Origin of the sequence: Bacillus methanolicus MGA3, assembly GCF_000724485.1 — a bacterium.
GTDB lineage: Bacteria > Bacillota > Bacilli > Bacillales > Cytobacillaceae > Bacillus_Z > Bacillus_Z methanolicus_A.
This window is the reverse complement of sequence record NZ_CP007739.1, coordinates 2695860-2714405: the sequence shown is the minus strand read 5'-3', so window position 1 is coordinate 2714405 and position 18546 is coordinate 2695860. Positions and strand designations below refer to the sequence as shown.

Sequence of the window (18546 nt, the reverse complement as noted above, 5' to 3'; positions counted from 1 at the left end):
TTGGTTTAGTTTTAAAATGAATTCAATTTCCATGTTAGGGTTGGGAGTAAAAACTTATTCACGTTTTCTGTCTTTTTTATGCAGAGAGCTTTCAAAGGTGTTTACTTTAATGTAAAAACGTGTAAACTTCATATAATACCTGATTTTTCCCGGCGATTTTTTTGTGTTCTAAGTGCACTTTTTATGTGAATAGTGGTAGTATTAGAGAGTATGTTTTTATTGAATTGTAATGATGCAGGTAATTATTTTTTATGTTATTTTCGAAAAAACGGAGAAGGTGACGTACATAATGTGTGGTTTTATTGGTTGTGTACATGATAAAGCACAAGAATATCGCAACGAACAAAAACAACAGTTTAAAAATATGAATAACATTATTACTCATCGCGGTCCGGATGATGACGGCTATTTCTTTGATGACCATATACAGTTCGGTTTCCGTCGTTTGAGCATCATTGATCTGGAATCCGGCCACCAGCCTTTAAGTTTTGAAAATGAGCGCTACTGGATCATTTTTAACGGAGAAATATATAACTATGTTGAACTTCGCGAAGAGCTGCTTAAAGAAGGGCTTACCTTTGCAACAAATTCTGATACAGAGGTTATTGTTGCTCTTTACAGCCATTTAAAAGAAAAGGCGGTTGAGAAGCTTCGCGGCATGTTCGCGTTTGTGATTTGGGATAAACAAGAGCAAACATTGTACGGCGCACGCGATCCTTTTGGAATTAAGCCTTTCTTTTATTTTGAAGATGAAGACAAAACGTTCTTTGCATCTGAAAAGAAAAGTATTCTTTTAGCACTTGAGAACGATGTATTAAACTACGAGTCATTGCAGCATTATTTAACGTATCAATTTGTGCCTGAGCCTAATACGTTGTCTGAAGGAATAAAAAAACTTGAGCCTGGCCATTATTTTACGAAAAGAGTCGGCTCGCCAATGGAAATTAAGCGCTATTGGAAAGCTTCTTTTATGCCTGTTCATAAATCAGAAGATGAATTTATTAAAGAAATTAGAGATGTTTTATTTGATTCCGTTAAAATTCACATGCGAAGCGATGTTCCAGTCGGTTCATTCCTTTCAGGGGGAATTGATTCTTCTATTGTTGCTTCAATTGCAAAAGAATTTCATCCTTCGATTAAAACATTCTCTGTCGGATTTGAACGCAATGGATTCAGTGAAATTGACGTAGCTCAAGAGACGGCAGAAAAGCTTGGCGTTGAAAACATAAGCTATGTGATTTCACCTGAGGAATATATGAACGAGCTTCCGAAAATTATGTGGCATATGGATGATCCGCTTGCTGATCCAGCATGCGTCCCTTTATATTTTGTTGCCCGTGAAGCAAGAAAACATGTTACGGTTGTTCTGTCCGGTGAAGGAGCGGATGAATTATTTGGCGGCTATAACATTTACCGCGAACCTCAATCACTTGAAGTGTTTAATAAAATCCCTAAAGCAGGAAAAGCGCTGTTAAAAGTTATTGCCAAAATGATGCCGGAGGGTATGAAAGGAAAAAGCTTCATTGAACGCGGTCTGACACCGATGGAAGAGCGCTATATCGGCAACGCTAAAATGTTTACTGAAGAAGAAAAACGCAATCTTCTCAATGTTTATAAAGAAGGTTTAAAATATACAGATGTAACAAAGCCGTTGTATGAAGAAAGTGCCGGATACGATCCTGTTGATCGTATGCAATACATCGATATCCATACATGGATGCGAGGCGATATTTTGTTAAAGGCTGATAAAATGACAATGGCACACTCATTAGAGCTTCGTGTTCCGTTTTTGGATAAGGCTGTGTTCGAAGTTGCTTCAAAAATTCCATCTAGCTTAAAAACAGCAAATGGAACAACGAAATATATTTTGCGCAAAGCTGTCGAAGGAATTGTTCCAGACCATGTGCTGAATCGAAAAAAACTCGGGTTCCCGGTGCCGATTCGTCACTGGTTGAAGGACGAAATGAACGATTGGGCAAAAAAAACGATCCGCGAAAGCAACACGGATCATTTAATCAACAAAAACTATTTATTAAAGCTTCTTGACGACCATTGCCAGGATAAAGCCGATCACAGCCGGAAAATTTGGACGGTTCTCATGTTTATAATCTGGCATGCTGTTTATGTTGAAAAAAAATACTCTTTCCAGAAAGAATATGAAATGAAAAAGCGTATGCAAACAGCTGAAAATTAATTGGGAAGATAGGTTATCGCCTGACTTCCCATTTGCACCCAGGATTCTTCGAAATCCTTTATGGGTGCTTTTTTGTTTTTCTCACCTGAAAGCGGGTCGTTAAAGTAAACAAAATGATGGTCATATCCTGTCATAAGCACTGAATGCTCTTTAAAGGTTACTTTCACTTTTCCTGTCGGGGTATACCATGTTTGGAACTGGCTGTCGGGAAGCTTCTTATATTGGCTGTTGATGATGACCCAGACGGGCCTGCCATCAGAAAGGTGAATTTTCAGCTCCTGAAAGTCAGATCCGGTAAGATCGGTGATTCGGCCTGGCAAGTAGGCATCAGCAAGTTCTTTAATCGGCTTATGATAGACACCAAGCCCTGGTTCTTTATTATTGTCGATACTTCCGACAAAACCGTCATTAGGATTGCCGAAAAATATTTTCCCCTTAGATATGATGAATGGGGTCGTATCTTTCTTAATTTCTTTTGCAAGGGTTACTTTGTCAGCATTGATTCCAGCATCTTGCAAAAGCATTGCCAGGCTTGTCACTTCACATCCCCTCGGCAGTTCAGGCATTTGGGATATAACTGGTGCATCAAGAAGAACCTTATCTTTGATCTTAATAATCGAAACTTTGTAGTTTTTTTCAAGATAATTGTTTGTTTTTACCGATGATTGAATCCAACTCTTAATGGACTCGACAGCTTTAACGACATGCTCGGACTTCCAATTTTCAATAATAAAATCCCCGGCAATAATGACAAAAACAAAAAATAACATAACAGAAGATTTTCGCATGCTTGTCCCTATTAAAAACGTCACAACAAGTAGAAGAATAGCGATAAAAAGGAGCCCGATAAAAATATATAAGCCATTCATGAAATCTCACCCTAATCAACATATCTGCTCTTTATATCGGCCCCATTTTAGGATAAGTTAAGTAAGAAAGATGCTTCAGCTGGAATAAGTCTGCTGTAACATGGAGAAAGCTATAAAAATATCGTTGTTTTTAGTTCGGGTTTTTATCTTTTTGCAGCGATTTATAATACTGGGCTTTTTCTGCATATTCTCTGGAGATTCTTTTCATATCTTCGATGTCTTCAGCAGTTAATTCTCGGATGACTTTTGCCGGTCTTCCGAACGCAAGTGTGTTTGGAGGGATTTTTTTTCCTTGGGGAACAAGGCTTCCCGCACCAATAAATGCCCCTTCTCCAATTTCAGCTTGATCCAATATTACGGAGCCCATGCCAATCAGCGCTTTTTTTCGGATAATGCAGCTGTGCAGAATCACCTGGTGTCCTATAGTTACTTCGTCTTCGATGATAAGCGGATTGTTCGGGCTTTGATGGAGAACGGAATTGTCCTGAATATTTACTCTGTTTCCGATAATCGTAGGGGCAACATCACCTCTTATAACGGTATTAAACCATACGCTTGATTCTTCCCCAATTTCAACATCGCCTGTTATGGTTACATAATCTGCGATAAAGGCAGAGTCTGCAATTTTAGGATACTTATTATTGTAAGGGTAGATCATATGCAGCAACTCCTTTCAAACAATTTTGTTAACTTGATTGTACCGAATGAGTGCATATGATTGTCAAAGCTTTTTTGCGTGTTGTTAAATATAATTGTGATATAGTTTTTTTATATATATTTCAACAGATTTTGGCAGGAGGAATTTTATGTGGAAATGGGAAGCTGAAGGGGATGCAAAAGCGGTTATTGTTATGGTCCATGGAGCAATGGAACACCATCGCCGATACGGCTGGCTCATTGAAATGTGGCGCTCATCCGGATTTCATGTAATTATGGGTGATTTGCCCGGCCAAGGAATGACATCAAGATCAAGGAGGGGCCATATTGATTCCTTTGATGAATATATTTTTGAAGTAAAAGATTGGGTGCAGGCTGCATATCGTTATGATTTGCCGGTTTTTTTGCTCGGGCACAGCATGGGAGGGTTAATTTCAATTAGACTGCTGCAAGAAGAACGGATGAATCTTGCCGGCGTGATATTATCTTCCCCGTGCCTCGGCCTTGTAAAATATCCATCAAAGCTGCTTAATATTCTTTCACATGGATTGAATCTGGTATTTCCGTCGTTTCGAATTGAATCCGGCCTTACCGTTGATATTGCGACCCGGAACCCGGATGTCCGTGAGGCAGATCTAAATGATTCACTATATGTTACAAAAGTTTCTGTCAGATGGTACCGTGAATTATTATCAGCTATTAAAATTGCATTCGAAAAAATGGAAGAAACACAAGATTTGCCGATGCTTGTCATGCAGGGCGGAGATGATAAAATTGTCAATAAGGTGAATGTAAGAGACTGGTTTAATCAAGTACCGCTTTCTGAAAAACACTTCAAGGAGTGGCCAAATTGCTACCATGAAATTTTCAATGAGCCTGAACGTGATGATGTTTTTGAATATGCAAAGGATTTTGTGAACAGCCAGTTAAAATCTCTTGGTTATCTGGTCTAAGGGTGGTGTGAAAGTGTTCATCCCAAGCGAACCGATCAGTTTAATGGCAAAAGTGTACAGAAAGATTCTTCCGGAAGTTCATCGTGAATTGGAATATTGGAAAAAACGGGCCGAAGAAATCCCAGATCCTGAACTGAGAAAACAAGCCCTCTCAAGTATTGAACATAAATCATTCCATTGTGAGGGCGGGGCTATTCTTGCCCTCGCAGCCAATGAACGCTATAAGGAAGCAATTCGGTTTATTGTTGCATATCAAACAATCAGTGATTATTTAGATAATTTGTGCGATCGAAGTACATCCCTTGATCCATGTGATTTTGCCGCATTGCATGACTCAATGACTGATGCATTAAGCTTGAATGCAGTACCAAAAAACTATTATCGTTTTCGGAAAGAGCAGGACGACGGAAATTATTTAGCCGATCTGGCGGAAACATGCCGATCAGTCTTAATGAAGGTAAATCACTATCACATCATTAGCCATCATTTGCTTGAATTATGCCGGTATTATTGTGACCTTCAAATTCATAAGCATGTGGTTGAAGAGGAACGTATTACAAGGCTTAGAAACTGGTTTGATAACAATAAAGAAAAAATTCCACAAATGGAGTGGTACGAATTTTCAGCTTGCTCAGGTTCTACTTTGGGAATTTTTTGTTTAGTATCCTATGCAATGAGAGACGACTTTCGGCTCGAGGATGCAGAAAATATTAAGAATGGATATTTTCCATACATACAAGGCTTGCATATCCTTTTGGATTATTTTATTGACCAAGAAGAAGACCTTGCCGGAGGAGATCTTAATTTTTGTTTTTATTATGATAACCAGGAAAAGTTGTTCAACAGGCTGAAGCATTTTATCGAAGAAGCTGACCGGCATACGGAAAAACTTCCTAACAAACGTTTTCATAAGTTAATAAACCGCGGCCTCCTTGGAGTATACTTATCCGACGAAAAAGTTCGAAAGCAAAAAAATATCAGAAAGCTTGCAAGAGAGCTTATTAAAAAAGGCGGATCGATCAGCTTGTTCTTTTACTTAAATGGGAGGGCATACCGCGCAATGCAAAAGTGGATGCCTCTTGGTCTTATGAAATAATTTAACCAAAAAAAAACGAGGCTGTCTCATAAGGGTCTGACCCTTATGAGACAGCCTGTTCGTTATCTTTTTTCAATGGCAATAATAAAAGGAGGGTTGTTTTTTTGATTCATAAACCGGTATTGCAGCACATGCACTTCGTTTTGATCAAGCTGTTCAACATAGCGCAGCAAGTAATCCCGTTCCACCGCTCCTTCCCGGTGACCGTGATAAATCACCACAACGATGATCCCTTCCGGAGCCATTATTTCCAGTAATTGTTCGATTGCAGAAATTGTAGTCTTCGGTTTCGTCACAATCGATTTATCGCCGCCCGGCAGGTAACCGAGATTAAAGACTGCACCGCTTATTTTTCCGTGATGAACCGGAGGAATAGATTCCAAGATATGTTCATGTCCTTTATGAAAAAAAGTGACCCGGTCAAGAAGATTGTGTTCTGCTAATCGATGTTTACTGGCGGCTAATGCTTCTTCTTGGATATCAAAACCGTAAACTCTTCCGTTAGGACCAACAAGATTTGCCAAAAACAATGTATCATATCCATTTCCTAATGTGGCATCCACTGCTACATCTCCGGGGCTCACTGCTTTTTGCAGCAAAGTTCTTGCGAAGGGCAAAATTCTTTCTAGTTTCATGCTTTAAGCCTCCACCAAACTTTTTTTGTAATATTTGCCCTGCCAGCTGTTCCGGCGTTTCAGCTCATCATCAATTGCATTTAAAACTTCCCATTTATTAACGCTCCACATTGGTCCGATCATTAAATCAATCGGTCCGTCTCCCGTAATTCGATGAATAATCATTTCAGGCGGTAAAATCTCCAACTGGTCACATACTAAGTTAACATAGTCTTCAAAAGAGAGAAATTCAAGCATCCCTTTTTCATATTGTTTTACCATCGGAGTGCCTTTTAACAGATGAAGCAAATGAATTTTGATTCCCTGAACATCCAGCTTTGCTACTTCGCGCGCTGTTTCTATCATCATTTCCGGAGTTTCAAGCGGTAAACCGTTAATGATATGCGAGCAAACACGGATTCCGTGTTTTCGAAGTTTATTGACTCCCTCGACATAACATTGATAATCGTGGGCCCGGTTAATCAAAATAGCAGTGCGCTCATGAACTGTTTGAAGACCGAGCTCTACCCATAAATATGTCCGCTCGTTAAGCTCAGCCAAGTAGTCGACAACATCATCCGGAAGGCAGTCAGGTCTTGTTGCAATCGAAAGTCCGACGACTCCTTCTTGCTTTAATACGGTTTCATATTTTTCCCTTAAAATTTCCACAGGTGCATGGGTATTTGTGAATGCCTGGAAGTAAGCCAAATATTTGCCGTCTTTCCATTTTCGATGCATTTTTTCCTTAATTTTCAAGAACTGGGTTTCCAGTTCATCTGCACGGTTTCCCGCAAAATCACCGGATCCGGCAGCACTGCAGAATGTGCAGCCTCCGTAAGCTACAGTCCCGTCGCGATTAGGGCAATCAAATCCTCCGTCTAAAGCCACTTTAAAAACTTTATGGCCAAAAACTTGGCGTAAATGGTAATTCCATGTATGGTAACGTTTATCGTCATTCGCATATGGAAATGGGTTATTCTGACTCAAATCAGACACCTCTCGCTATCTTTAGTTAACATAAAAAAAATTTTAACATGAAGAAATTAATTATCCAAATGAAATTCTTGCAAGTGAATTGGCAGTAATTCTCGAAGTTGTTCAGTTTTAATAAAAGGGGAGCTGAACAAAATAAGAGATGAAGCGAGTGCTTCAATAATGGCATAATTTATAGGAGGACCGATCATGGCTACACGTGAATCCGTTGAAGGATTTCTTCAGCAATGCGAGGATACAATCCGATTAGCTCAAAAACATTACGAAGATGGCCAGAAACAACAGCATTTTGACAAAGATGGTTATACAGCTGCATTGCAGCAATTGGAAACAACTTATAACGATTTGACACACCTTGCACATAGTGCAAATTCCCAGCAGCGTGAACAGCTTCACCGAAAAAGGCTGCAGCTTCAACAGCTGCAAAACGATATGATTCTTCTAAGAGAGGAGCATCCGCTTCATGAAAAAACGTACGAAACAAAATAATCCCGAACAGAAAACGAGAAATGGCTTGAACAATCAAGACCTAGAACTTGGAAAAGACTTTGATCCGATAAAACAATCGAAGCAAAATTATGAAAAAAGCGGAGGTCAACCCGTCAAATCAAAATTTCATCCTGAACCGGAACAGTCTTCATAAAACAGCCCGCCTTTATGGCGGGCTTTACTCGTAAAAAGTATTTACTTCATTCCCCGGGTAAAAAATATTAATTGAACTGTTTTTTAAAAAGAAATAAAATTATTTTGGAACACGAAATATAAACACAATAGCAAAGGAGCGTTCTTCATGCCTCGTGCCTTATGGCTTCTGGTGATTGGAATGGCAGTGAATGTTACAGGCTCTTCTTTTTTATGGCCTTTAAACACTATCTATATCCATGATCATTTAGGTAAATCTTTGTCAGTAGCCGGAATAGTCTTGATGTTGAATTCTGCAGCAAGTGTGGCAGGAAATCTGTTTGGAGGCAATCTTTTTGATAAGATTGGCGGCTACAAATCGATTATTATAGGAGTTTCGATCAACGTTTTATCCCTGATAGGGTTAACGATCTGGCATAGTTGGATCCCTTATGCCGTATTTTTAACAACAGTTGGAATTGGTTCAGGAATTGTTTTCCCTTCCATGTATGCGATGGCTGGGGCTGTTTGGAAAGAAGGGGGCAGAAAGGCTTTTAATGCGATATACGTTGCCCAAAATATTGGGGTAGCCATAGGTTCCGCACTTGGTGGGATGGTCGCTTCCTATTCATTTCAACTAATCTTCTTCGCGAATGCCATGATGTTTGTTATTTTCCTGATCATCGCCTTATTTGGCTACCGTGGAATTAAGACTCTTTCAGGGAAGCAAACGTCGATATTGCAGGAAAACAGCCAAATTCAAAGTAAAACAAAATGGTATGCCCTACTCACTCTTTGTGCAGGGTATTTGCTTTGCTGGGTAGGATATGTGCAATGGATGTCAACAATTGCTGCCTATACTCAGGAAATAAATATTTCACTTTACCAGTACAGTCTGCTTTGGACAATTAACGGAGCCTTGATTGTCATCGGGCAGCCAGTGATCAGTCAAGTTGTGAAACGTTTTATTACATCATTAAAGTCACAAATGATTGTTGGAATGGTGATTTTCATTCTTTCATTTTTGGTCGCCTCAAGTGCTGAGCAATTTATTATGTTTTCGGCAGCGATGATCATTTTAACAATCGGGGAAATGCTTGTCTGGCCGGCAGTTCCAACGATAGCTGATCAGCTTGCGCCAAAAGGGAAGGAAGGCTTTTACCAAGGAGTCGTGAACAGTACGGCAACGGGGGGAAGAATGTTGGGGCCTCTGCTTGGCGGAATTTTAGTGGATTCATTGGGCATGTCTATGCTTTTTACTGTAATGATCGGCCTATTGATTTTAGCGATTATTACAACAATGATCTATGACCGGAAATTGAAAGAAGCTAAAAGGCTTACGGTGCATGCTTCTTAAATTTCAAGCACTATAAATGTCTTTGAAGAGTCCCTGATACTTTTTCTACACATTAATAATATAATAACTATTGAAATTCCCTTCAGGGCAGGCAAACTTGCATCCTGAAGGGAATTTTATTACAATAGCACTATAGTTGATATAGAAAAGACTATGAAAAGGAGTAGTAATGGTGGACTCGCCCGTTTAAGAGAGTTGGCGGTTGGTGCAAGCCTTCCGGGCACATCATGAACTCGCCTTTGAGTTGCAAGTGTGAAATATCAAGTAATGCTTGCCGTTTTCCGCGTTAAGGATAATGAAGTGAGTGTGTGTAATGCACACTAATGTGGGTGGTACCGCGGGAGAATTATACATAATCCTCTCGTCCCTTATTGGGATGAGAGGTTTTTTATATTTATAGGTCTTGTAAATTGTTGGTAAACAATGTTGTGCTCTTACTTAACAAAGCAAATTTTAAAGATTTCACCGTAATGAAGTGATATTATAATTCTGTAAACAGGAGGAATGACAATGAGCTTTAATCATCAGGAAATTGAAAAGAAATGGCAGAAATATTGGGAAGAAAATAAAACATTTAAAACAAGCGAAGATAAAGGAAAAAGGAAATTTTATGCCCTCGATATGTTTCCATATCCTTCAGGTGCCGGGCTTCATGTAGGCCATCCAGAAGGATATACCGCTACAGATATTTTGTCGCGCATGAAGCGGATGCAGGGATACAATGTCCTTCACCCGATGGGATGGGATGCATTCGGATTGCCTGCTGAACAGTATGCCCTTGATACGGGAAATGATCCGGCAGAATTCACGAAACACAATATTGAAAATTTCCGTCGCCAAATTAAATCGCTTGGATTTTCATATGATTGGGATCGTGAAATAAATACAACTGATCCGGACTATTATAAATGGACACAATGGATTTTTCTAAAACTTTATGAAAAAGGGCTTGCTTATATTGATGAAGTTCCTGTTAACTGGTGCCCTGCTCTTGGAACTGTTTTGGCAAATGAGGAAGTTATTGATGGGAAAAGTGAGCGCGGCGGCCATCCGGTTGAACGCCGTCCGATGAAACAGTGGATGCTGAAAATTACTGCTTATGCTGACCGCTTGCTAGAAGATTTAGAAGAATTAGATTGGCCGGAAAGCATTAAAGAAATGCAGCGCAACTGGATCGGCCGTTCTGAAGGTGCAGAAATTACTTTTCATCTAGAAGGCCATGATGGCACATTTACTGTATTTACAACACGCCCTGATACCCTATTTGGGGCAACTTACGCTGTGCTTGCTCCTGAGCACTCATTAGTAAAAGAAATTACAACTGATTCACAACGTGATGCAGTTGAAAAGTATATTGATCAAATCAAAAGCAAAAGCGATCTTGAGCGAACTGATTTATCAAAGGAAAAAACAGGAGTATTTACTGGTGCTTACGCAATCAATCCGGCTAACGGCGAGAAAATGCCGATCTGGATTGCGGATTATGTACTCGCCAGCTATGGAACAGGTGCGATTATGGCAGTGCCTGCCCACGATGAGCGGGATTATGAATTTGCGAAAAAATTTGGTCTTCCAATTAAAGAAGTAGTTGCAGGCGGAAATATTGAGAAGGAAGCATATACCGGAGACGGAGAGCATATAAACTCAGGATTCCTTAACGGTCTAAATAAGGAAGAAGCAATCAATAAAATGATTAGCTGGCTTGAGGAAAAAGGAATCGGTACAAAGAAGGTAACATACCGCCTTCGTGATTGGCTGTTCAGCCGCCAGCGATATTGGGGTGAGCCAATTCCTATCATTCATTGGGAAGACGGCACCATGACGGCTGTTCCGGAAGAAGAGCTGCCGCTAACTCTTCCAAAAACAACAGAAATTAAACCGTCAGGCACCGGTGAATCGCCTCTCGCTAACATCGAAGAATGGGTAAATGTTGTTGACCCAGTGACAGGAAAGAAAGGCCGTCGTGAAACAAATACAATGCCGCAATGGGCAGGAAGCTGCTGGTACTATTTACGTTATATTGACCCAAGGAACGAAAATGCGTTAGCAGATCCTGAAAAGCTCAAAGAATGGCTACCGGTTGACATTTACATCGGCGGTGCAGAACACGCTGTCCTTCATCTTCTATATGCACGCTTCTGGCATAAATTTTTATATGATATTGGAGTTGTTCCAACAAAAGAGCCATTCCAAAAGCTGTATAACCAAGGTATGATTCTTGGTGAAAATAATGAAAAAATGAGCAAATCAAGAGGGAATGTTGTCAACCCGGACGATATTGTAGAAAGCCACGGGGCTGATACACTCCGTTTATATGAAATGTTTATGGGTCCGCTTGACGCTTCTAAAGCCTGGTCAACGAACGGATTGGATGGTGCCCGCCGTTTCCTTGACCGTGTATGGCGCTTGTTCGTAGAAGAAGACGGGTCGCTCAATCCAAAAATTCAAGAAACACAAAATGTTAATTCTCTTGAAAAAGTTTACCATCAAACAGTTAAAAAAGTGACGGAAGACTTTGAAGGCTTGCGCTTTAATACTGCGATTTCTCAATTAATGGTATTTATTAACGAAGCTTACAAAGCTGACGTTCTTCCGAAAGCTTATATGGAAGGTTTTGTGAAATTGCTTTCTCCAATATGTCCGCATATTGCTGAAGAGCTTTGGGAAAAGCTTGGCCACAGCGGTACGATTGCTTATGAAGCTTGGCCTGCATATGATGAAGCAAAGCTTGTGGATGATGAAATTGAAATCGTTGTCCAAGTAAATGGAAAAGTAAGGGCAAAACTTTTAGTACCTGCTGATGCAACGAAAGAATCATTAGAACAAATAGCGATGAACGATGATAAAATAAAAGAACAAATTGATGGAAAAACCATTCGCAAAGTAATTGCTGTACCAGGAAAACTGGTAAATATTGTCGCAAATTAAGATATTCATCCCCCGGTTTCAAATACGGGGGATTTTTTTTGGAACAAATCAGAAATTTTTTTCGTATAGTCTTTTAAGGAAACAGATGAACAGGGGGATAAAGTGGAAATTAAAAATATGCGTGAGACTGTCGTGACCTTTTCCGTTTTGGCCGTAACAATCGCTTCATTTGCCTTAACCATTGGTTTGATCATCATTGTAGCTATAATGCATGGACTTCTTCATAACAAATCAGACTTTCAAATTACACTTGGCAGTTTGCTGTTCTTTATTGTTTGTTTTTTAATTGGTATTATTGTACATGAGATTATGCATATAATAGGTTTTCGGTATGCCGGAAAAGTTCCTTGGAATAAGATTGTCTGGGGTATTGATTGGAAAAAAGGCGTTGCATATGCTCAAAGTAAAAATGTGATCAAAGTAAAGGAAATGAGGATTGCTCTTATGCTGCCTTTTTTTATTACAGGGGCTATTCCATTCCTATTGGGAATTATTTTTAATGTCATGTTTTTATCAGTGCTTGGAGCGTTTTTAATTGGCGGCTGTGCGGGAGATTTTGCCTATTATATAAAACTGCGAAAATTTCCGGATGAGGCACTGGTGAAGGATCACCCAGTGAAACCTCAATTTTTTGTTTATGAATAAGTAAGAAAGGGTGATAATGATCGAAAGAATAGAAATCATTACTCCGGAGGAATTGAAAAAGAAACTCGAAGCCGGAGAAAAATTAGAAATGGTTGATGTAAGGGAAGATTATGAAGTAGCTCAAGGGATAATTCCAGGTGCAAAGCATATTCGAATGGGCGATATTCCGGAAAACCTGGATTATTTTGATAAAGAGAAAGAGTACATCATTATTTGCCGTGCCGCCCATCGCAGCGAAATTGTTTGCTATTATTTACAAGATCAAGGATTCAAGGTCCGGAATATGGTAGGCGGCATGATTGAATGGACAGGAGAACTGGAATTTAAGTAAATACACTGAAAAGCGGATGTGTTTTAAAATAAAAAAGTTCTTTCCTAAGAAGTCATCTAGAGTATTTTTACTTTAGATGACTTTTTTATTTGTTCAATTTTATCCTTATTTCCATAAAAGGTCCATTTAATGGAATAAAGCTTATTGAACGGGAGTAAAGTTAAATAAGTAATAGACTCTTGTCAAATTCCTTTTTGCAGCAAAAAATGTTTTCTAAAAATGTGAGGTGATGGGTATGAAGAACAGCTTTATGATATTGATTTTAGTGTTATGTATCCCTCTGTCCAGCTGCTCCAGTTCAAGCCATCATGAAGTATCTACCCACAACAAAGTAGAGGATCATGCTGACAATGTGACTAAGCCGGAGCATAATAAGGAACACCCTAAGTCTGTACCGGTTCCACCGCAAGCAAATCCAAAGGAAGAGCTTGTCGTTTACAACGGACCAATCGAGCATATCTTTTTTCATCCGCTTATTATTAATCCCAAATTAGCTTTTGATGGGGATGCGATGTCAAAAGGTTATGATGATTATTTTGTGACCGTTAAAGAATTTAAAAAAATGATAGATTCATTGTACCGCAAAAATTTTGTGCTAATTAAAATGTCTGATCTCTTTCAAGAGCAGAAGATTAATGGAAAAGTAACGTTAACGAAGAAAGAACTGAAACTGCCCAAAAACAAAAAACCGTTAATCCTTTCTGTTGATGATCTAAATTACTATCAATATATGAAAGAGAACGGTAATGCGTATAAATTAATAATAGATGAAGACGGGGAACTTGCTACCTATTCAAACGATAAAACTGGGGCTGAAATCATCTCTCGAGACAATGAAATCGTTCCGATACTGAATTCTTTTGTGAATGAGCATCCTGATTTTTCATTTAACGGGGCAAAGGGTATTATTGCATTAACAGGTTATGAGGGAATACTGGGATACCGTACCCATGAATTAACGAACAAAAATTATGCTCATGAAAAAGAGGAAGCGAAAAGAGTGGTTGATAAACTAAAGAAAGATGGCTGGGAATTTGCATCTCATGGTTACGGCCACTTGAATACAAGAAAAATAAGCCTGAGTACCTTGCGTTCTGATACGGAGAGATGGAAAAAAGAAGTTGAATCATTGATCGGGAAAACAAATATCTACATCTATCCATTTGGTAGCAGTGTTTTGCCGGGAGATCCTAAATTTCAAGCATTAAGAGATTATGGGTTTAGTATCTTTTGTTCAGTAGGGCCAAATCCTTATTTATCGTTTTCAAGCCAATATGCAATGATGGATCGGGTGCATATTGATGGAATAGGGTTGCGGCAGCAGAAAGATATTATGGCACGTTTTTTTAATAGTGATGAAGTGATGGATCCTGAACGTAAACAATAGTTCTGGATAAAGGTAAATATCTTTTTTGAATAGCACCACTCCAACAAAAAAGGAAAAGGATGGAGGTTTTTCCAATCTCCATCCTTTGTCTTTACTGAATATGAACGCCGGTATTTGCTTTCACCAAAATTTCATCAAATTTTTTCGCATCTTCTTTTTTCGAGGAAAGCAGGGTACCCATGATCGCTCCGATAAATCCGACCGGAATCGAGATAATTCCTGGATTTGCCAGGTTGAAAAGAGGCTTGCCCACAAGAATCGCTTTCCCAACCTCAGGGGACCATACGTTTGGACCGATTGCTACAAAAACGAGTGAACTGATTAAACCGAACATCATCCCTGTAACCGCTCCTGCTGTGTTAAACCTTCTCCAAAAGATTGTAAACAAAATAACGGGCAGGTTCGCGCTGGCTGCAACGGCAAACGCCAATGCGACAAGGAAGGCAACATTCAATTTTTGAGCAAAAAGGGCTAGTAAAATGGATAGGACAGCCACCCCGATTGATGCCCAGCGAGCCGCAACAACCTGTTCTTTTTCCGTTGCCTGGCCGCGGCGGATAATATTGCTGTAAAAATCATGGGCAAATGCTGATGCAGCAGAAAGAACAAGACCTGCAACAACCGCTAGGATAGTGGCAAAAGCTACTGCGGAAATGAAGGCAAATAAGAAATCTCCTCCTATAGCTTTGGCTAATAGCGGTGCTGCCATGTTTCCACCAGCATCGGCAGCGGTAATTTTATCAAATCCTACGAATGCTGCTGCTCCGAATCCTAGGAAAATCGTCATCACATAAAAAATTCCAATGATCCAGGTAGCGTAAACAACTGACTTTCGTGCAGTAATCGCATCCTTTACCGTAAAGAAACGGATCAGAATGTGCGGCAGTCCAGCAGTTCCCAAAACAAGCGCAAGGTTGAGCGATATCATATCGAGGGGGTTTTTAAACTTATTGCCAGGGTTAAGGAACGATTCTCCCAAAGGAGTTGCAGATTTCATTTCTGTAAACATTTTCATTACATTAAAATCAAATTTGGAAAAAACGATCAAGGAAATAATAAAAGTACCAATCATCAATAATACGGCTTTAATAATTTGCACCCAGCTTGTAGCTGTCATTCCGCCAAACACGACGTAAATAGTCATCAAAATTCCAACAATAAGAACAGAATAAGTATAATCAATTCCAAGCAAAAGCTTGATCAGTCCACCAGCTCCGACTAGCTGGGCAATCATATAAAAGGTGGAAATCGCCATTGTATTCAAGGCAGCAACTCCGCGAACTTTTTTATTATCGAAACGGGCTGTGATCATATCAGCCAACGTATATTTGCCAAGATTACGCAGCGGTTCTGCAACGAAATACAGGACAACAAGGTAGGCAACTAGAAAACCGATACTGTAAAAAAATCCATCGAAGCCTGTAAGAGCAATCATCCCGGCAATTCCGAGGAAAGAGGCAGCTGACATATAATCTCCGGCGATGGCAAGACCGTTTTGCCACCCGGTCAACCTGCTGTCAGCTGTATAAAAATCACTCGTTGTTTTCGTTTTTTTAGCAGCATAATACGTAATAACAAGTGTTAATCCGACGATAATCAAGAACAGCCAAAATGCTAGTACATTCATTAATCTAATTTCCCCTTTTATTTTTAATTTTCTTCAATAATTTCTTCAACGATTTTGTCAAATTCAGTAGACTTCTTTGTGTAAATTATGCAAAGGGTCCAAGTCATAATAAATTGTGCAAAAGCAAATACCCAAGCCCAACTAATCGGGCCAAGTGCCGGAGTGTTTAAGATGTCAGAGTAAGCGGTTAAAATTGGAAGAGTAAAATAAAAGGCCAGGAAGAATAAAGAAAATGGTAGAATAAAATTTCGTTTTTTTCTTAGAAGGTGTTTAAAGGAAGTAGATTGAGCCATTTCAGAGTAGTTCAATGATGAAGCATTTTGAGTTTGCTTAGATTGGTTTAAAGCACTTATCTTAACAGCCATTAAAGTTCCCCCTTTTAAAATAAATTCCTTTATTCTAAAGAATTAATTGATATAACTTTTATTATAATAATTTCTGAAAAAATTGTAAATTCTGATTTTTAGAATTTTAAAATAATAATCCGATGGATTCATTAATTTGATTATAAAAATTCTAAATATTGGATAAAATAACAGATAATTTAGTTTTGAAAGGGAGAGTCTGTTGATTCAAGTTAAGCTGTTTGATGAGGAACACGAAGCCGATTTGGAAGTTGAAATGAACTACTTTCTGGAACAATTGGATGAGCATAGAATTGTAGACATTAAATACAATGTTGCCGTTATTAGAGAAGATGAAGAGGAACAAATTTACTGTTTTTCTGCGATGGTGATTTATCGGACTTGATGAGGTTATCATCGATAACCTAGGAAAAATCACTTAAATTTTGGTGAAAGAAATCACCTGCACTATTGGAAACCTTGGACAGGATTAAAGACACTGAAAGGTTTTACTCAATTCTCATTAGGTTTTAAAAACCGATTGAAAAAACCGGCCAAGTTTTAAGGCCGGTTCCCATTAACAGCATGGATGGCAGCATTGAGACCGGCAAGTCTGCCGGTAACAAGTGCAGCTGTGATATTATAACCGCCAGTGTATCCGTGAATATCAAGGATTTCCCCACAAAAATAAAGACCGGGCATTTTTTTTGAAGCCATCGTTTGCGGTTCGATTTCTTTTACGGAAACTCCGCCGCCGGTAACGAACGCTTTTTCAATAGGGAGAGTCCCATTTACTTTAAATTTAAACTGTTTGCAGCTTTGTGCAAAGATTCGAAGTTTTTCACGGGAGACAGCAGCACACTGTAATCCCGGATCAATACTGTTTTCTTCTAATAAAAACAGAAGAAACCTTTCCGGCAGCAGCCCTTTAAGTGTGTTTTTTATCGTTTTTTTTGGCTCCGCTTTTATTAGCTTTACAATCTCCTGAAAAAGCTCTTCTTCCTTCATATCAGGGAGGGCATCAAGGCTCATTGTAACTTCCTGCAGATTCCATTTGTCCATCGCTTTTACGACGAATTGGCTGCACCGGAGAACTGCCGGTCCACTGATTCCAAAATGTGTAAAGATCATATCCATGCGATGGGTGATTAGAGGTTTTCCTTTTGGATTTAGAACGCTTAATGAAATATCCCGCAACGAAAGGCCTTGAAGCGTTTTTTTCTGAATAAAAGGCTCTGATGATGTGACAGGTACTTCAGTGGGGAATAGTTTTGTAATAGTATGTCCTGCTTTTTCGGCCCAGGCATAACCGTCACCGGTTGAACCTGTTTGAGGCACCGATTTGCCGCCGACTGCAATGACAATCGAACGCGCTTTTATCATTTCCTCGTTTTTTAATTCCACAATTGCTGTTTTTCCGTTGTCAAAGTGGATGTCTTTTACCGGAGAATTTGTTCTTATTTTAACTTTCAATTCGTACAGTTTTCTCAATAAAGCATCAACTACCGATTGCGCTTTATTACTAACCGGGAACATTCTGCCGTGGTCTTCTTCTTTCAGCTTTACACCGAGTGATTCGAAAAAAGAAATAATATCTTCATTGTTGAAAATTGAAAATGCACTGTATAAAAAGCGCCCGTTTCCAGGTATATGCTTAATAATTTCTTCAACAGGGAGACGGTTTGTCACATTACAGCGGCCGCCTCCGGAAATTGTCAGCTTTCTGCCCAGCTTTTCTCCTTTATCAATCAACAGCACTTTGGCACCCTGCTCACCGGCTGCAATCGCAGCCATTAAACCGGAGGGGCCTCCACCGATGACGATCACATCAAAACTCATTGTTTCACCACTTTTCTCTGTTCGCTTATAAAGACTTTCATATTATAAATCATTTCCAAACAGCCTGAAAATGAAAATTTTTTTGCTTGCT

At 39.3% G+C, this 18546-nt stretch carries 18 protein-coding genes and 1 other annotated feature; of the genes, 11 read left to right on the top strand and 7 right to left on the bottom strand.

The genetic code is table 11. The features are described from left to right. Positions 1–289 precede the first annotated feature (289 nt). A complete protein-coding gene (gene asnB / locus BMMGA3_RS13105; protein ID WP_003347282.1) occupies positions 290–2194 on the top strand; it encodes an asparagine synthase (glutamine-hydrolyzing) in 1905 nt (634 codons plus the stop codon). Here asnB and BMMGA3_RS13100 read toward each other — a convergent pair. Next, positions 2191–3063 (bottom strand): C39 family peptidase, encoded by an 873-nt coding sequence (locus BMMGA3_RS13100; RefSeq protein WP_003347283.1) that lies wholly within the window; start codon positions 3061–3063, stop codon positions 2191–2193. The two genes, asnB and BMMGA3_RS13100, sit on opposite strands and share 4 nt — an antisense overlap. A gap of 130 nt (positions 3064–3193) precedes the next feature. Next, positions 3194–3721, bottom strand: coding sequence for a gamma carbonic anhydrase (locus tag BMMGA3_RS13095; RefSeq protein WP_003347284.1), 528 nt, complete (start codon positions 3719–3721; stop codon positions 3194–3196). Between the two features lie 148 nt (positions 3722–3869). On the opposite strand from BMMGA3_RS13095, the gene BMMGA3_RS13090 reads away from it, so the two are divergent. Both BMMGA3_RS13090 and BMMGA3_RS13085 read left to right on the top strand, forming a co-directional pair. Continuing rightward, complete coding sequence (locus BMMGA3_RS13090) at positions 3870–4673, top strand: alpha/beta hydrolase (protein WP_003347285.1); 804 nt, start codon at positions 3870–3872, stop codon at positions 4671–4673. A 13-nt stretch (positions 4674–4686) separates the two neighbouring features. After that, positions 4687–5769: a tetraprenyl-beta-curcumene synthase family protein gene (locus BMMGA3_RS13085; protein ID WP_003347286.1), complete on the top strand. Its 1083-nt coding sequence runs from the start codon at positions 4687–4689 to the stop codon at positions 5767–5769. A 62-nt stretch (positions 5770–5831) separates the two neighbouring features. Here the strand turns inward: BMMGA3_RS13085 and BMMGA3_RS13080 are convergent, their stop codons facing one another. Both BMMGA3_RS13080 and BMMGA3_RS13075 read right to left on the bottom strand, forming a co-directional pair. Next, complete coding sequence (locus BMMGA3_RS13080; RefSeq protein WP_003347287.1) at positions 5832–6404, bottom strand: tRNA 5-(aminomethyl)-2-thiouridylate-methyltransferase MnmM; 573 nt, start codon at positions 6402–6404, stop codon at positions 5832–5834. 3 nt (positions 6405–6407) lie between these two features. Next, entirely contained in the window at positions 6408–7370 is a 963-nt protein-coding gene (locus BMMGA3_RS13075; RefSeq protein ID WP_003347288.1) for a tRNA modification radical SAM protein MnmL/YtqA, read from the bottom strand. Between the two features lie 195 nt (positions 7371–7565). Between BMMGA3_RS13075 and BMMGA3_RS13070 the strand changes: the two genes are divergently transcribed. The 7 genes from BMMGA3_RS13070 (at position 7566) to BMMGA3_RS13040 (ending at position 14645) form a co-directional block, all read left to right on the top strand. Next, positions 7566–7865, top strand: coding sequence for a YtzC family protein (locus BMMGA3_RS13070; protein ID WP_003347292.1), 300 nt, complete (start codon positions 7566–7568; stop codon positions 7863–7865). Next, positions 7840–8019, top strand: coding sequence for a hypothetical protein (locus BMMGA3_RS13065; protein WP_003347294.1), 180 nt, complete (start codon positions 7840–7842; stop codon positions 8017–8019). Before BMMGA3_RS13070 ends, BMMGA3_RS13065 begins: the two co-directional genes overlap by 26 nt. Before the next feature lie 147 nt (positions 8020–8166). Next, positions 8167–9354 (top strand): MDR family MFS transporter, encoded by a 1188-nt coding sequence (locus BMMGA3_RS13060; RefSeq protein WP_003347296.1) that lies wholly within the window; start codon positions 8167–8169, stop codon positions 9352–9354. Between the two features lie 144 nt (positions 9355–9498). Next, positions 9499–9726, top strand: a binding site (T-box leader). A gap of 138 nt (positions 9727–9864) precedes the next feature. Continuing rightward, entirely contained in the window at positions 9865–12282 is a 2418-nt protein-coding gene (gene leuS, locus BMMGA3_RS13055) for a leucine--tRNA ligase (RefSeq protein ID WP_003347298.1), read from the top strand. A 102-nt stretch (positions 12283–12384) separates the two neighbouring features. Beyond that, the gene (locus BMMGA3_RS13050) at positions 12385–12927 is read left to right on the top strand and encodes a DUF3267 domain-containing protein (RefSeq protein WP_003347300.1); all 543 of its coding nucleotides are present in this window, start codon (positions 12385–12387) and stop codon (positions 12925–12927) included. A gap of 16 nt (positions 12928–12943) precedes the next feature. Further along, positions 12944–13258 (top strand): rhodanese-like domain-containing protein, encoded by a 315-nt coding sequence (locus BMMGA3_RS13045; RefSeq protein WP_003347301.1) that lies wholly within the window; start codon positions 12944–12946, stop codon positions 13256–13258. A gap of 235 nt (positions 13259–13493) precedes the next feature. Further along, positions 13494–14645: a polysaccharide deacetylase family protein gene (locus tag BMMGA3_RS13040; RefSeq protein ID WP_003347303.1), complete on the top strand. Its 1152-nt coding sequence runs from the start codon at positions 13494–13496 to the stop codon at positions 14643–14645. 91 nt (positions 14646–14736) lie between these two features. Here BMMGA3_RS13040 and BMMGA3_RS13035 read toward each other — a convergent pair whose 3' ends face one another. Together BMMGA3_RS13035 and BMMGA3_RS13030 are read right to left on the bottom strand one after the other, a co-directional pair. Then, positions 14737–16272, bottom strand: a complete 1536-nt coding sequence (locus tag BMMGA3_RS13035) for a solute symporter family protein (RefSeq protein WP_003347305.1) — start codon at positions 16270–16272, stop codon at positions 14737–14739. Positions 16273–16295: 23 nt separating this feature from the next. Then, complete coding sequence (locus tag BMMGA3_RS13030) at positions 16296–16637, bottom strand: DUF485 domain-containing protein (protein WP_003347307.1); 342 nt, start codon at positions 16635–16637, stop codon at positions 16296–16298. A 202-nt stretch (positions 16638–16839) separates the two neighbouring features. Here BMMGA3_RS13030 and BMMGA3_RS13025 point away from each other — a divergent pair, with 202 nt between their 5' ends. Beyond that, entirely contained in the window at positions 16840–17022 is a 183-nt protein-coding gene (locus BMMGA3_RS13025) for a sporulation protein Cse60 (protein WP_003347309.1), read from the top strand. Positions 17023–17177: 155 nt separating this feature from the next. Here the strand turns inward: BMMGA3_RS13025 and BMMGA3_RS13020 are convergent, their stop codons facing one another. Next, positions 17178–18455: a BaiN/RdsA family NAD(P)/FAD-dependent oxidoreductase gene (locus BMMGA3_RS13020; protein ID WP_038502274.1), complete on the bottom strand. Its 1278-nt coding sequence runs from the start codon at positions 18453–18455 to the stop codon at positions 17178–17180. Positions 18456–18546 lie beyond the last annotated feature (91 nt).